17 protein-coding genes are annotated in these 14,113 nt (G+C 37.3%); 2 read left to right on the top strand and 15 right to left on the bottom strand.

All coding sequences use genetic code 11. From position 1 onward, the window contains the following. Positions 1-103: 103 nt before the first annotated feature. The 14 genes from I2I13_RS14450 to I2I13_RS14385 form a co-directional block, all read right to left on the bottom strand. Positions 104-805 carry a TIR domain-containing protein gene (locus I2I13_RS14450; protein ID WP_195649787.1) on the bottom strand — a complete coding sequence of 234 codons (702 nt, stop codon included), beginning with the start codon at positions 803-805 and terminating at the stop codon, positions 104-106. Positions 806-809: 4 nt separating this feature from the next. Beyond that, the gene (locus I2I13_RS14445; protein WP_195649786.1) at positions 810-1,271 is read right to left on the bottom strand and encodes a TIR domain-containing protein; all 462 of its coding nucleotides are present in this window, start codon (positions 1,269-1,271) and stop codon (positions 810-812) included. A 2-nt stretch (positions 1,272-1,273) separates the two neighbouring features. Further along, positions 1,274-1,936 (bottom strand): hypothetical protein, encoded by a 663-nt coding sequence (locus tag I2I13_RS14440; protein WP_195649785.1) that lies wholly within the window; start codon positions 1,934-1,936, stop codon positions 1,274-1,276. 3 nt (positions 1,937-1,939) lie between these two features. After that, positions 1,940-3,103: a toll/interleukin-1 receptor domain-containing protein gene (locus I2I13_RS14435; protein WP_195649784.1), complete on the bottom strand. Its 1,164-nt coding sequence runs from the start codon at positions 3,101-3,103 to the stop codon at positions 1,940-1,942. A gap of 173 nt (positions 3,104-3,276) precedes the next feature. Further along, a complete protein-coding gene (locus tag I2I13_RS14430; protein WP_195649783.1) occupies positions 3,277-4,122 on the bottom strand; it encodes a DUF5712 family protein in 846 nt (281 codons plus the stop codon). Positions 4,123-4,126: 4 nt separating this feature from the next. After that, positions 4,127-4,711 (bottom strand): BfmA/BtgA family mobilization protein, encoded by a 585-nt coding sequence (locus I2I13_RS14425; protein WP_195649782.1) that lies wholly within the window; start codon positions 4,709-4,711, stop codon positions 4,127-4,129. A 284-nt stretch (positions 4,712-4,995) separates the two neighbouring features. Continuing rightward, complete coding sequence (locus tag I2I13_RS14420; protein WP_195649781.1) at positions 4,996-5,328, bottom strand: helix-turn-helix domain-containing protein; 333 nt, start codon at positions 5,326-5,328, stop codon at positions 4,996-4,998. A 162-nt stretch (positions 5,329-5,490) separates the two neighbouring features. Beyond that, a complete protein-coding gene (locus I2I13_RS14415) occupies positions 5,491-5,913 on the bottom strand; it encodes a hypothetical protein (protein ID WP_195649780.1) in 423 nt (140 codons plus the stop codon). Further along, positions 5,888-6,121, bottom strand: a complete 234-nt coding sequence (locus I2I13_RS14410) for a hypothetical protein (protein WP_195649779.1) — start codon at positions 6,119-6,121, stop codon at positions 5,888-5,890. Before I2I13_RS14410 ends, I2I13_RS14415 begins: the two co-directional genes overlap by 26 nt. 276 nt (positions 6,122-6,397) lie before the next feature. Then, positions 6,398-7,039: a CatB-related O-acetyltransferase gene (locus tag I2I13_RS14405; protein ID WP_195649778.1), complete on the bottom strand. Its 642-nt coding sequence runs from the start codon at positions 7,037-7,039 to the stop codon at positions 6,398-6,400. Between the two features lie 13 nt (positions 7,040-7,052). Further along, positions 7,053-8,345 carry an MATE family efflux transporter gene (locus I2I13_RS14400; protein ID WP_195649777.1) on the bottom strand — a complete coding sequence of 431 codons (1,293 nt, stop codon included), beginning with the start codon at positions 8,343-8,345 and terminating at the stop codon, positions 7,053-7,055. 237 nt (positions 8,346-8,582) lie between these two features. After that, positions 8,583-9,056 (bottom strand): DinB family protein, encoded by a 474-nt coding sequence (locus I2I13_RS14395; RefSeq protein WP_195649776.1) that lies wholly within the window; start codon positions 9,054-9,056, stop codon positions 8,583-8,585. 83 nt (positions 9,057-9,139) lie between these two features. Further along, positions 9,140-9,973 (bottom strand): helix-turn-helix domain-containing protein, encoded by an 834-nt coding sequence (locus tag I2I13_RS14390; protein ID WP_195649775.1) that lies wholly within the window; start codon positions 9,971-9,973, stop codon positions 9,140-9,142. Between the two features lie 80 nt (positions 9,974-10,053). After that, positions 10,054-12,105 (bottom strand): 3'-5' exonuclease, encoded by a 2,052-nt coding sequence (locus I2I13_RS14385; RefSeq protein WP_195649774.1) that lies wholly within the window; start codon positions 12,103-12,105, stop codon positions 10,054-10,056. 127 nt (positions 12,106-12,232) lie between these two features. Between I2I13_RS14385 and I2I13_RS14380 the strand changes: the two genes are divergently transcribed. Together I2I13_RS14380 and I2I13_RS14375 are read left to right on the top strand one after the other, a co-directional pair. Continuing rightward, positions 12,233-12,826, top strand: coding sequence for a phosphoglycerate mutase family protein (locus I2I13_RS14380; protein ID WP_195649773.1), 594 nt, complete (start codon positions 12,233-12,235; stop codon positions 12,824-12,826). A gap of 15 nt (positions 12,827-12,841) precedes the next feature. Further along, complete coding sequence (locus tag I2I13_RS14375) at positions 12,842-13,144, top strand: TIGR04076 family protein (protein ID WP_195649772.1); 303 nt, start codon at positions 12,842-12,844, stop codon at positions 13,142-13,144. A gap of 31 nt (positions 13,145-13,175) precedes the next feature. Here I2I13_RS14375 and I2I13_RS14370 read toward each other — a convergent pair whose 3' ends face one another. Continuing rightward, positions 13,176-13,940: a LuxR C-terminal-related transcriptional regulator gene (locus tag I2I13_RS14370; protein ID WP_195649771.1), complete on the bottom strand. Its 765-nt coding sequence runs from the start codon at positions 13,938-13,940 to the stop codon at positions 13,176-13,178. Positions 13,941-14,113: the final 173 nt, after the last annotated feature.

Genomic DNA, 14,113 nt, shown 5'->3' with positions numbered 1-14,113 from the left:
ATATTTGGATTCGTTTCGAAATTCTTTCAAACTTTCGCTTGCAGAAAAGTACCTAGTGGTATTTCTGTATTCTTTTATTTTTGATTCAGAAATAAAACTCATATTAATCAAGATTTATACATATATCATATAAACTATCTGAATTCCTAATCTCTATAGACTTGTCAATATAATAATTGTAATTATCTCCATCTATAAAATTATCCCATTTCACTGTTTTAATAAATGAGGGTTCATCCGTAATATGGATTTTCGATCCATTACATTCTCTGAATTCTTTTTCTTTTATGTTGAACATATTATTTTTCAAAATTTTGAAAAGTTGTTTTGTATGGTGTGTTACGCTATTACAATTAGGGTTTGAAGTATAATACCAATCATATGTATTAGTCTCATCTGGTAGTATAATTCCTAAAACAGCATTCATTTGTTTGGTATTTCCACTTGTTGGAACTGTTCTTAAAGAATATGATACCTCCCAAGGAATCCATTGATTTTTTTCAACTTCATTAGTTTTCATCCCCTTAGAAATTAGAACTATAGTTATGGAACTTTGAGCTATTTTCTTTTTTAGAGATGTTTCTATTGTACTATCTGCAAAATCATCTAAACTTTCCCCATCTTTTTCTCCAAGATTAATATGATCTCTCCCTATTTTTTCTTGTAAGTAATCGACATAATCTCTGACTCTAGTTCTTCTATAATTCCACTTCATTATAGAATTAACTTCCTCGTAAAAAGCATCTTGTAATTTTGCTACTTGTTCATCCTTATACTTATATGAAACAAAAACTTTTCTTCCCATATCTTTAATATTTATTTCTTATTTTAATAGCATCTTCGACTAAATTCGCAATATTATTTTTTATATCATCATAGACATATTTGCTAGAAGCATATGAAGAATCAAAAGTAGGGATATAACTTGCTAATGGATTTTTCCCTTTAGAAGATTGTTCCCCTAAAGCATTTTCTAATTTATGTATGTAAACACCACAAACAGCCTTCCCTAATTCCCAAGCTCTATTTATTTCATAATTCACCCATTTTCTTTCGCTCGTTTTTTCGCCTATTAAGACTATGAGACATGATTTATCTCTCAAATTTTCATCAATCCAATCCTTAATTACTGATTCACTTTTACTCTTTACATCTTCCCATTTATTTCCATTAACAGGTTTATCTCCTTCAATATATCCTATATTGCGGATTTGACCTGCTCGCCAATTATCATTATCAAAATGAAAACTATAAAAAACCTTTCTAATCATAGTTATTGTATTTTGTCAATTAAATATTTTTGAAACAACGACATGTATCCGTAATCTTTCACAAAACGTTCATTGGCTTTATTCTTATCAAATAAAGTTTCATAAACTATTTTTGTAGCAGCTCCTGTACTAGCAACTGGTAATATTAATGCTTTTGGATGTCTCTCTTTAAACATTTTATACTCGATCTCTATTCCATCCATCCCCCCAATGAATACAGCAGCTTCAAATGTATTTTCTGATAACATTCTTTCTCTCATTCGCTGAACACTTGAATGAATATCTCCCATGTTTTCTGTATAAATAACATTTTGGAATTTATTGTTGTCTTCGGGGTACTCATCTTTAAAAAACAGAGATTGATATAGTGTTACATGATTTTGTATCTTATTTCTTAATTCATTATCAATCATCTTTTTTTCTTCCTCTGATAATTTAATACTCCAATCTTCCCTTTTTAAATTATTTATTATAGTTCTTTCAATGACATAATATATCAATGGCGTGATTGAAGGATGTCCACCCCAAATGATTTTATGTTGAGGCAATACAATTGAAGTTAATGCTATTACAGCATCTCTTATTGCTATGATATCTGCAGTTTCATAATATTTCGGATGCCTTTCTGGCAAAGGAATACTAGCTGATAAAAATATATTTTTCATAAATTAGAATTTTAAAAACCATGAATTAAAATCTTGTTTTTTTATGGTTTTAACCTCCAAATAATTATTTAACCAATTCAAATGTTCTAACCAATAATCCCTTATAGACATTTCATCAAATATTAAATAAATAGAGTCAATTTCATTCTGTTCAATTTTCGATATTAACCTCTGAGAATTATGACAGTTAATAGATTGCGGTATTCCAATGGTTGGTATATATGCAATTCTTTTTCCATCAGACAAATCTTGTGTTATATACCTATGATATTGCAAGTTAACTTCAATTTTATTATTATATGCAGCTTGTGTGAAATCTGTAATTAAAGAATCTTGTCTTGAAGCGAGATTTCTTGCTCTAGTTTCTTCTATTAAAGTTAATATTTGGGGTAAAACACTACTTCTTAATCGTCCTTTTTTTAGATCTGCAAAAAGAGGTTTGTCAAAATCTTTACCGTTTAGTTTTTTTGAATAAGCTAAATAAGCAAAATTCTCAAAATCACAATCAGGCCAAATAAGATGAACGATTCCAATTCTTTTAATATGTGCTTTTTCCAGTTCCTTATAGCACCACTCACTGTTTAGAAATCCAGCCGTATTTAACATTAAAATAACGTCGCAATCTGTCATTCTATGCCACAATTCTTCCTGAAAGTCATCACCTTTATCTACTGAATGAGTGTCTAAGAAAACATCGAAATTATTTTGCTCTAGTAACTCATATAATTGAATCGCAACATTCGCAGACTCACTCCTTTTATACGAAATGAATATTTTTCTATTTTTTCTTAATAATTCAAATCCTTCTAGTATTATATTTGATATTTTGCCTATGTTATTGTCAAATCTCAATCCATTTCTATTACACAATACAGCAGGAATTTCCTCATAAAAATCATTCTGAAAGATAGGTAAAATAACATTCCCATCTAATTTCTGCTTTTCTAATATCTCTTCTGTGACTGCATCTAATCTATTTTTATGTCCTGAATATATGACATATGCAGGTTGTCCTCCAGAGTATTCAGAGATATTTTCTTTTGTGATTATTTTTAGTAAATCATGCACAAGTTTTAACTCATCAAATTTGCGCATTAGATCAATTTTAATCTTCTCAAACAACTCACTATTGTTTCCTAACAGAATTAGTTGATAACTATATTTCATAACATCATCATTTATGTTGTATAACAGCCTTCCAACTCTGTATAATCTCAGATTTGAAAAGGCGCAAAGTACTTTTTCACAAATATAGTAAATATTCTATAACTATTTTATTTTTCTGTTTTTTTTTGACTGAATTTTATTTATGAAATGTGATACTTTGACAGATGACGATATTATAATTTACGTTTCTTCTTCTTTCTATGTTTGGGAATTTGTTTTTCTGAATTAGATGAAAAACAAATATCTGATGAAACGATAGAAATATACAAGCTAGGTGTTTTCTTGTTTTCCTGATTGAAAGATTGACCGATATTTGCTTTTCTTTTATTAAATTGAGATTCTTGTTCTTGTAATCTAATCCGTTCAGATATACAACCGTTTTTCATTGTATTCTGATACTCAAACGATTCGGATTTTTGGCGATTGTAGCCAAAGAGCCTATCAAATCCCTGTTCTACCTGTTGGAATAGATTCACACGGTTAAAGCCACCGGTTACCGTTCCTTTCTTGGTGTTTTTGTGATTAGTAAGCGGGGATAGTTTTTTCTTATTAGATTGGTCTTTTCGGCTCACAACCAAATGGCAGTGCATATTCAGTTCATTGTTGGAACGGCTACGGTCAAAATGAATCTTACCGTAAAACTTAATATCTGCTTCGGATAGTCCTTTGTTGAAGTTATTAGCATATTCAGGAATGAATACTTCCCGAATATAGTGTTTCATCGCTTCGGCTTTCTCTTGTTCAGTGTTCCCCATTGACCGAAGCTCACTTTCCGATGGGCTGACATGGATAGCGTAAAACTTAGCATCCGTTTTTAGAAGTTGTCCGATATTGCTATCTATATCCTTAATAACCTTTGATTTGTAGATATTATCCTCTGTCAGGTCGAAAAATCCATCGGTATAGATTCCTTTCTCCATCCGCTCCAAATCCTCATGTTCCATGTAAGAGATTAATTGTCGGCTGCTTCCAGCATTATTATATGTACCGTTCGATGACGGGGCAAAGTCTATGTGCATAATTCTATGTATTTATCAGATTGATGATTTCAGCTTTCAGGGTATCTTTCCTTTTGCTATCCATCACACCACAAGCAGAAAGTTCCGAATAAAGTTGTATCAGGTGAAGCAACTTTTTATAATCCCGTTGGTGTATCTGATAAAGTGCATTAATCTGTTTGGATTGGTTGTTTATCACATCGGCATGATTACAGAACTGTTCACTTAACTTTTTGAGTACGGCTGTGTGTTTCTCTTGACTGGCTTCCAATTGAGAGAGAATAAGAGTTTCCAAAGTTTTGCCAATAGCATTGAAGCGCAAAGCAATAGAATTTGTTGCCCGTATCATGGGATTCAGTTGTTCTTCTTCATAGTGACGGATGAAGCGGATAATATCATCCTGTCTCTTATTTATTTTCGCCAGTTCCGATTTTACGGATTCAGGTGCTTCGGATGGGTTGATATGCGCCTTATCTATATACCCGAACGCCAATTTTACAACTTCGCTCTTTTTCAGTGAATAGCGTTTGCATATCTTTTCTACCAAAGTTGCCGTTTCCTTGTCTATGGAAATGGTAGTGAATATCGTTTTTCGACTGCTGTTTGGCATAGTAATTACTTTTTTATAGAAATATGAATGGATAAATACCTGATAATAAGCGTTGTAAAGAAAATGCTTATTACAGGTGTCATTACAGCGTGTTCTTGTAACACGCTAAAGCCGAAGGCTTTGCCTCGCAGAGCAAGAGGGAAGAACAGGACTTGTCCAGTTCCCTCTTGCTCGATTTAGCGAAACGGGCTGAACCGATAGGTGATGCAGTTTGTGCTAAATCGGGGTGGTGGCACAGAGAAATAGCCTGAACACAGGCTTCTTTCCTCTGCTACCTTTTGCTTTCAGGGCTGGTTTGCTAACTGATTGGCTTTTTCAAACTGTTTGTAGGTTTGAGAATCAGCATATTCACGGACGAAAGCCCGAATATCACTTGCTCTGTAGTATGTTTTCCGTCCGATGGTAAAGTAGGGAAGTTTCCCTTTTGCCCGATAGCGTTGTAGGGTTCTGAAAGATGCTTTTAGCAGAAAGGCCAAATCTTGATTATCCAATAGCTTCTCATTTTCATCCAATACGGTATCAGTATTGATTAGGGATTTTAGATCTTGCCCAATTTCGGTGAGTTTCTTTGAAAGTGTTGCCATCCACTTCTCGAAGTTTTCATTGTCTATATACATTTTGCTTCAATTTTTAGTTCAACATTATTATTATCAATCGATTGATGAAGCAAAGTTCTGCAAAACAAGGTTGTAGAAAAAGAGGAGTAGTTACCTACTCCCCGAAAAATGGTTTATAAAACACTATAAATAAGCGACTTGAATAATCATCTTTTCTAATCTTTATTTATTCTTGCGTTTACGGTCTTCTTTGGCAATAGCATTTCGCAAAGCATCTAATGTTTTAGTAAGATTGTACGTCTTCCGATTAAATATCTCATCAACCTTATCATAGATACAACCAAATTTGAGATTGAAAAGCTGCTCGAAGCCACGGGCTAGACAAGCCTCTGAAACGGGCTTTCCATCCTTTCCGGTAATCTCGCCTTGAAGAAACAGCCCAAGCACAATTTCAGCAATACCAATAATTCCCAAGTCTTTTGATTTAGGAATTACATACAGGTCTGATTTAAACTCTGCATGAATGGGTAAATTAAATTTTTCAGGATGTTTGATTTTCAGGTTTAGTAACTCTAATTCTGCTTTAATTAAGGATAATACTTTGTGAATGTATCGATTTTTAGGCGCATTTTTCCCCCTGCCCATGCTGATACAACCCCTTTAAAGGGGCTATCTCAATACGGGTGAGATTCAGTATCCGAAAAATATGAGCGTAATCTTCCGAATTACTAATTGTAACTAATTGCTTCACAAAATCTTCATAAGCATCTTGCATTTCTGTGTTAATAACTTCTTGTGAGGTGTCAGCCAGTAAGATGAAAAACCTCGTTCTTAATAAATCATTCATAGGCATAAAATTTAATTGTGAATAAATTATATATATCAAAGCGTTAGCTTTGTATGCTGAATGATTTCTTGTTTTGTTTGTAGTTCCTCTATTAATTAGAATGATTCAAGGGTTCTTCAGCCTATTGGTCGCAATTCCAGAAATGTTGAATCTCAAGTTATATTTCGAGTTTCTTGTTTCTTACAAATATAATTATCTGGCATGAGTTCTAAAATAGCGAAATGTAGCTATATGGGGAACTGCGACCTACATCAATCCTTGTTAATATCACCTTTATATAGTTCATAATTTATCTTTCTTTGTGGTAAGTAATTCATTTATCTTTCCCTCTGCAATGTATGGCAAACACTGGCGGATCTTATCGTTAGACCAATCCCACCATTTCAGCATTAGTAATTGTTGAATAAGCTCTGCGTCAAAGCGTTTTCGTATTTCTTTGGCAGGAGTGCCGCCCACAATCGTATAGGGCGGGACATCTTTAGTCACTACGGCACGTGCGGCAATAATAGCACCATCACCGATATGAACCCCCGCCATAATCACAGCTTCGTAGCCGATCCATACGTCATTGCCGATCACAATATCGCCTTTATTATCCCATGCAGTAGTAATATTTGACTTCTCCAATTCCCATTCTTCGTAGAATATGGGAAAGGTGTAGGTCGATAACGATTTCAATGTGTGGTTGGCGCAATTGAACAGGAATTTCGCGCCACAGGCGATGGAGCAGAACTTGCCAATGATTAACTTCTCTCGGTGGATGGGGTAATGATAAAGCACATTGTTCTTCTCAAATAGCAAGGGATCAGCTACAAAGTCATTGTAAATAGTATAATCGCCTACCTCTATTTGCGGATCTTTAATCACGGCATTCAGATAGACTGTTTGCTTGTCTCCGGTGCGTGGATATATTTTTGTCATCATAACTTGATTCGTTTTAATAGTGTTTACTTTTCAGATATATAATAGATTGCAGAGCCAGCAGAATCACAAACAGATATTCTGCCGTCAAGTAGAGGGATAAAGATGCTTCTATACAGAAGCTCAGCCAGTAGAGATATACTAAATACACACAGGTGGTTGTCATCTGAAACAGAAAGGTGGTTTTGGTTTTTCCCGTTCCACCGACCGCATTAAGATATACATAACCGGGTAGTGCAAACGTGTAATTCAGTAGCATCACCACGAAAGGAGCAAATGCTAATTCTATCAATAGCTCACTATCTGTATAAAAGCCCACTATCCAACGATTACAGAGCAACGCAACTACTACCAATGGGAAGCCAATAGCATAGCCTAATTTCAGAATCTTGTGACAGATCGGAAAAAGCTCGTTTTTCGCTCCGGCTCCAATAGCATTGCTCACCAATGAACCCGTAGTGACAGCAAAGGAATTGGCTATTACAAAAAAGAGAGCCGATACGCTTCGGGTGATGTTGGAAATAGCTAACTCCGTTTTCCCTAAATGTTCGATTGCCACGAAAAATAGAAACCAAGGGGCTACGCTGATAAAAGCATGGAGCATACTCCACACAGACAGATTCAGGACTTTGACGAGTAACCGTCCATCATACACGGGTTTCAATCCGTATTTGTCTTTGTCAATCTTCACTCCTGTGTAGATACAAAGTACAATTAAGGATCCCATTTCCGCTAAAGATGAAGCGATGGCTGCTCCCGAAATACCTAATCCGAGTGTGAATATTAAGAAGTAGTTCAGCGGGATATTAATCGCCACCGCAGTAATAGCTGATCCCGATAAAGCTTTTGTGTGCGTTATTCCAACGAAGAAAGCCCGGATAGCCAGAAAAGGAAATGAGAATAACAGCCCGAAGCTGCGCCAGTCCAAATAGCGGACTACCGCCTGATAAATCTCCGGTGAGGAAATTAACCGTTTCAATAGATAAGGGGAAACGGCATGAATCAATAGGCAAAGGAAGGCGGCTAATCCCGATAAAAAGAATAGCCCCTGAAAGAAAGTCTTTCCGGTTGTTTTGTAATTCTGTTCCCCCTTTCTGCGGGCAATCATAACTTGGAGTCCAATGCTAAACCCGAACCCTAGCATATAGACTGCCAGATAATAAATTCCGGCAATAGCGGATACTCCTAACTCCACCTCGCCTACGTGACCTAAAAAAAGAGCGTCCGTAATATTGATTAACTGCTCCATGAGGATGCTCATCATCACCGGAAAGTTGATGAGCCATATTTGTTTATATGTATAATTCATTGCTCGACTGCAAAATAGCACGACACGAGCAGACTGCATAATATAGTCTGCCAGCTCGTAAATTCATAAATAAAAGGATATAAAATCTCTGTGGCAAATAAAACGTTATTTGTCAAATAGCTGAATAGCTTTCTTGAAGGGGGCTATTCGCAGGAGCGTAGCTATATACAGAGTTTCATAAGAAGTGAATACTATTTGTTAGTTGATATAGCACAAATGTATGAAAAATTAAGAAATTCAACCTATCAATTCATGAATTTCTTTTATATGCAGGTGCAAATGTCCTAAATATCCCTCTATCATTTCTCTTAATGAAACCTTTGCTCCTGTAAAGTCGCACCAGTAACTATCCAGCCTATTCTTATCTACCGAGTTAATTACTTGGATGATGTGCAGATTGTAACACTTCCACAACTGGATTAAGTTAGCCCAGTCTGCATTCTGATAATCTTGCAGAGCTATCCACAAGTCATTATCCTGTGTATAATCAGGGAAGAAAAGCAGATCTTTGCTATATTGCAACCGAACCATACGTTGATGATTATTGGATGCCGAATCAATCAAATGACCGAGTATCTGCTTGATAGTGCGATTCTGTGTATTTCGCTTTTGTGTGATAATCTCTACGGGTAAACTACTTAATAATTTCTCTTCTGTTTCAATAACCTGTGCAATGCTAGCGGTTATATGTATAAAATTACTTTCTTGCATAACTTTCTAATTTTAAGTACTTCTGCAAAAGTAAGTTCTTTGCCTATCATCCACTTGTAAAAAACTGACTTTATCATAAATGGCTACGCACGAATATGCGGTTTAATAACATTCAGCCTACAATCTTCGGAAAAGAATGTAGAATACGGAGAATGGGAAGATAGATATTGGGTTGGTGAACAGCCTGAAAACTCTCTAAAGTCTTTCACTAAGTGTGAAGGATCATAAAAACCACAAGTATAAGCCAGGTCTACCAATTCCATTCCCGGATTATTTTGCAATAGGTATAATGCCCGCTGAAAACGAACTACCCGATAATATCCTTTAGGGCTCATCCCTACATAACTGGTGAATACCCGTTTGAATTGTCTATATCCCAAACAAGCACTTTCTGCAAGAGCGCTCACTTCGATTTGCGGTTGATTGATTATTTGGCAGATAGTGTGCTGTGTTCTTTGGTAATTACAATTTGCATCAACAAACCGTTGCGTGAAAAAGCGTTCAATCAACTGGATGCAGGCTTCAACGGCTGGTTCGGCAGAAATATTTCGTTTCAGGTCATTCAATTCGATGTCTTCTAAATCTTCTACATCTATATAATGGTTGTAAAGTTCACTCATGGAGCATCGCACAAATGGATTCAGCCCCAAAGGGTGGAATATAACGGCAATCATATCAATGTTGCCTTCTGAAATCAAACTCCCATACGTTGAGAATTGTCCCCTGATAAAATTCTTTGGTTGCAAACCTTTTGATTGGATATTCAGATTCTCTCCTCGATGGAAAACAAGGTGTACGCACCCCGATGGAATAGTCTGTACCATTACTGGCTCTAATACATCGGTCTTTAGTACCCAATAGTATTTAATGTATTGGGAAAGTATAGGTGACGGATATAGAATTTTGCTTTCTTTCATCTCTACTAATTTTATCAGTTGTGCGCATGGCGGTAAATATAGGGGGTAATCTCCGCACGGCAATAAAGTAAGTAGAATATTTAGATGAATGGCGTGTGTTTTGTTCCGCTATATGTCAGCGTTAAACGGTGCATCGCTCTCGTGACCGCCACATATAGCATACTCCGGTCGATCTCTGAATGATAATTTCTATCGTCTGCCTGTGGGATAATCACCTCATCAAACTCTAAACCTTTTGCCATGTGTGCAGAGGTGATAATGATGCCTTGCACAAAAGCGGAGCTTTGGTTTGAAAGAAAATGAATATCATCGGCATACTTTTTCAATTCGTCTGCTATTACTTTGGCTTGCGTTTCCGTTTTGCAAATAATCCCCAGTGATTTATAGGTGGACTTCCGGTAAACGGAAATTAAATCCAGAATACCGGATAGCTCTTCTTTCTCATTTTTATAATGTATCACTTGCGGTTTCTCTCCGTGCCGCGCCACGGGTTCAAGGTCTGTATTCGTCCGTATCTTTTGTGCAAAATCGGTTATCTCATAAGTGGAACGGTAGCTCTTGCACAGCTTCATGACCTCTCCCGTGACCAGTGCTTTTTGAATCATATCCGCATTGGACGAGCCATAAGGATTTACCGACTGGCTGGCATCGCCTAAAACAGTTCTTCGGCACGGGTATAACTTTTGTATCACCTTGTACTGAATAGGAGAATAATCTTGCATTTCATACACCAGCAGATGCTTGACGCTGTTTTTCGTGCCACCTTCCAAAGCGATATACAGGTATGTTAATGGGGCTAAATCCGAATATTCAAGCGTGCGGTTCTTCCGCATTTTAAACATTTCCGGTTTACCCGTCCATGCGAAGAAATCTTTATAGACTTGCAGGTCGTTGTTTCCGGCAAACATTCGTTTTATCTCTTTCTTCAGGAAGTTTCTTGCAGCAGTAGTCACCGTAAAAGCATATTGTACTTTCATCATGTCGAGAATATAATCCGTCATTGCCTCGAACCGCTGGCGCATGGGGTAGCGGTTGAAACGGTGGAATTGCTCTTCGACGAATTCAGCCGGAACGGTGATGTGTTTCGTCAGCTTCACATCTTCCGCCTGGAAGTAGTGGTTTTCGATGTGCAGAATAAAACGATCCAGACTGGCGATGAAGTCGAAAGATGATTTATATTCGATTCGCTCGATAAAGTCCGGTGTTGGTTTTGTCAGCAATTCATTCACTTGCTCAAAGAAGCTCAGGTATTTGTATTTGTGATTCAGCACTTCGGAAAGTATCTGTTCCATGCTGGTTTCGGGTACGGTTTCTTCTCCGAGTTCGGGAAGGACGTTAGAAATATAATCAGCAAAGACTTTATTCGGGGAAATAATCAAGATATCCTGTGAAGAAATGTTACTCTTAAAAGCATAAAGCAAATAAGCTATGCGATGCAAAGCAATAGAGGTTTTACCCGAACCTGCCACTCCCTGAATGATGAGGGTGCGTGCTTCCTCATTACGAATAATCCGGTTTTGCTCCCGTTGAATGGTCGCAACGATGTTCTTCATTTTATCATCCGCATTAGCACTTAGTTCCTTTTGTAGAATATCATCGTGGACGGTCAGCGCACTTTCAATCATAAATTCCATCTTTCCGGTCCGGATTCGATATTGGCGTTTCAGGGAAATATCTCCGTTAATCTCTCCCGATGGTGATTGATAAGATGCTTCACCCAGTTCGTAATCATAGAACATACTTGAAATAGGCGCCCGCCAATCATAAATCAGGGTTGTCTTGCTTTCAGAATCATAGAAAGTATGGATGCCTATATAGATAGGTATCGCCTTACTGCTTCTTTCCCGAAAGTCAATTCGTCCGAAGTAGGGGATGGCTAGTATTTTAGTTAGTCGCTTGCGCTTATCTATTACGCTTTCGCCTATGGCAAAGTGATTTAGAATACTTTCACGCATCGAACGTATCTCGTGCGGATCAATATCTTTATTGCTCCAAAGGTAGTCTTTATACTCTGCCAATGTATCAATATGGTCTTTTACGGATGCATCGGTACTACCGATAGTCCTCCTTAAGAGAGTTATTATCTGCTCCAAATAGACTCTTTCTTGCTTCTCTGTTTGATTGAATACCATAGTAGTTTACTGCTAAATGATGAAAATAGATTCAAAAACGGTGCGCAAAATTACGGCAATCCATCGGGATAGGAAATGGCTATTTATAGCTATATCCCAATAAGTTTTATATCTTTGCACGCTCAAAATGAATGATATGGATATTCTTGAACTTGCCCTACATAATCAGCAAACCGCTTGGAAGATACTGGAACATACCGGTATTATTCCGGCATGGGAACGTATTGGGGCAACCGTTCATTTGGTAGGCTCGCTTAAATCTGGTCTGCTGGCAAAGAGCAAAGATATAGACCTGCATATCTATACTGATACGCTGGATATTGCAGCCAGCTTTTCTGTGATGCAGGAACTTGCCGAACGGATCTCTTTAAAGGAAGTCCAATATAAGAATTTGATTCAGACAGAAGAAGAGTGCATCGAATGGCACGCTACTTATGAAGACGAGGATATGAATACATGGAAGTTCGACATGATTCATATCCGAAAAGGTTCAAAATATGATGGTGTGGTAGAAAAAGTAACTGCTGCCATTATGAACCGTCTTACCCCTGAAATAAAGAAGACAATCCTTCAAATTAAATTCGATGTGCCTGATGGCGTAATGATATCGGGCATAGAAATATACCATGCTGTTTTTACAGGCGGCGTTCGTAGTTATGAAGAACTTGAACAGTATCGCAAAACCAATCCATTGACGAACAGTTTGGATTGGATGCCGTAATGTTAATTATTAGAAATGAAAAAGATTAGAATAACCGCTGTAAGAAAGGTGCAGCATAGCGATTTATCTGCTGTATACGAAAATCCTATTGAACACACTTGTGATATTGAGCAAGGTACAATCTTTATTTCAGTCGATGGGCAGCGACCGGATGGACTGTGTGAAAGCGCATGGGATTCAATGAGTTATTTTGTTACTGAGTTAGCCAATGGGGGTGGTAACTTTTATGATGGTTGGATGAGGAATCCGCACTCAGCAATGATTTCATGTAACGATGGTTTTCGTCCTGTTAGTTTTTATATTGAAGTGATTGAATAATGATGTAAATCAAGGCAAAGACAGCCTTTGGTTAATAGAGGATGCCGAAACTTTCTGCCCGGTTGATGGCTTCGATTACATTATCTACCTGTAGCTTTGCCAATATATTCTTCCGGTGATTGTTTACCGTGTAGATGCTAAGGTTCAGCTTAGAAGCAATTTCCTTGCTCAAAAATCCTTGTCGGATTAGGATCAGTATCTCTTTCTCCCGTTTGGTTAGTTGTTGGTCTGCCGGAACTATTGCCGATGCAAGTATTTCGCCCGTTTTCCGATTGATAACCGTCCGCTTGATTCGCTCCGTAGGCGTTTGATCGGGTGAAAGATCCATCACCCCCATAATCATCCATGCCTTTCCGTTCTTATCCTTCTGAATGACTTGATGACGACTGATTACATTTACATATTCCTGCCGGGCATTCAGCATACGAATTTGGAATATCTGCTGATAATCATTTCTTTGTTCCTGCGGAAGAGAGTAGATAAATTGCCCGTGCTCAAGCTGGTGTTCGATGATTTGCGCCCGGTCGTCTGGGTGAATCCGTTCCTCCAACAAATCCCCCTGTTTTCGGATTGTCTTTATCCACGTAGGGTTATATCCGAATATGTTAGCGAAATTGTCGGATGCAAAATCATACCTCTCTTTGAAAACATCCACCGTGAAGATACAACTTTGGCTCATTTGTGAGAATGCCTGTATGGATGCTCTGCGTTCATTCCACAAATCATAGTCCACATCAAGACTGCTAATCTGCTGTCTTGCCCATAATTCTTCGGGGGTTATCTTATTGGTAGTCATGCGGCAAAGATAAGAGATAAATCTTTTCGTATCTCTATTTTCATTTAACTTTCTATGTAAATGCGCTCAAAAAACGAATATCTCATTAGTCTATTCCAAATGAATTGAGCCAGAGGTAGACAGGATATACCACTTTCAGACAGTTTTGAAAACGGCTCTTGATTCTTCTTTTA

Source organism: Bacteroides sp. D55t1_190419_B8, assembly GCF_015558905.1.
Classification (GTDB): domain Bacteria; phylum Bacteroidota; class Bacteroidia; order Bacteroidales; family Bacteroidaceae; genus Bacteroides; species Bacteroides vicugnae.
This window is presented reverse-complemented; position numbering and strand designations above follow the sequence as displayed.

Coding starts and splice junctions, on each gene's coding strand:
- I2I13_RS14450 (WP_195649787.1), bottom strand. CDS start 805: ATGGGAAGAAAAGTTTTTGTTTCATATAAGTATAAGGATGAACAAGTA.
- I2I13_RS14445 (WP_195649786.1), bottom strand. CDS start 1,271: ATGATTAGAAAGGTTTTTTATAGTTTTCATTTTGATAATGATAATTGG.
- I2I13_RS14440 (WP_195649785.1), bottom strand. CDS start 1,936: ATGAAAAATATATTTTTATCAGCTAGTATTCCTTTGCCAGAAAGGCAT.
- I2I13_RS14435 (WP_195649784.1), bottom strand. CDS start 3,103: ATGAAATATAGTTATCAACTAATTCTGTTAGGAAACAATAGTGAGTTG.
- I2I13_RS14430 (WP_195649783.1), bottom strand. CDS start 4,122: ATGCACATAGACTTTGCCCCGTCATCGAACGGTACATATAATAATGCT.
- I2I13_RS14425 (WP_195649782.1), bottom strand. CDS start 4,711: ATGCCAAACAGCAGTCGAAAAACGATATTCACTACCATTTCCATAGAC.
- I2I13_RS14420 (WP_195649781.1), bottom strand. CDS start 5,328: ATGTATATAGACAATGAAAACTTCGAGAAGTGGATGGCAACACTTTCA.
- I2I13_RS14415 (WP_195649780.1), bottom strand. CDS start 5,913: ATGGGCAGGGGGAAAAATGCGCCTAAAAATCGATACATTCACAAAGTA.
- I2I13_RS14410 (WP_195649779.1), bottom strand. CDS start 6,121: ATGCCTATGAATGATTTATTAAGAACGAGGTTTTTCATCTTACTGGCT.
- I2I13_RS14405 (WP_195649778.1), bottom strand. CDS start 7,039: ATGATGACAAAAATATATCCACGCACCGGAGACAAGCAAACAGTCTAT.
- I2I13_RS14400 (WP_195649777.1), bottom strand. CDS start 8,345: ATGAATTATACATATAAACAAATATGGCTCATCAACTTTCCGGTGATG.
- I2I13_RS14395 (WP_195649776.1), bottom strand. CDS start 9,056: ATGCAAGAAAGTAATTTTATACATATAACCGCTAGCATTGCACAGGTT.
- I2I13_RS14390 (WP_195649775.1), bottom strand. CDS start 9,973: ATGAAAGAAAGCAAAATTCTATATCCGTCACCTATACTTTCCCAATAC.
- I2I13_RS14385 (WP_195649774.1), bottom strand. CDS start 12,105: ATGGTATTCAATCAAACAGAGAAGCAAGAAAGAGTCTATTTGGAGCAG.
- I2I13_RS14380 (WP_195649773.1), top strand. CDS start 12,233: ATGAATGATATGGATATTCTTGAACTTGCCCTACATAATCAGCAAACC.
- I2I13_RS14375 (WP_195649772.1), top strand. CDS start 12,842: ATGAAAAAGATTAGAATAACCGCTGTAAGAAAGGTGCAGCATAGCGAT.
- I2I13_RS14370 (WP_195649771.1), bottom strand. CDS start 13,940: ATGACTACCAATAAGATAACCCCCGAAGAATTATGGGCAAGACAGCAG.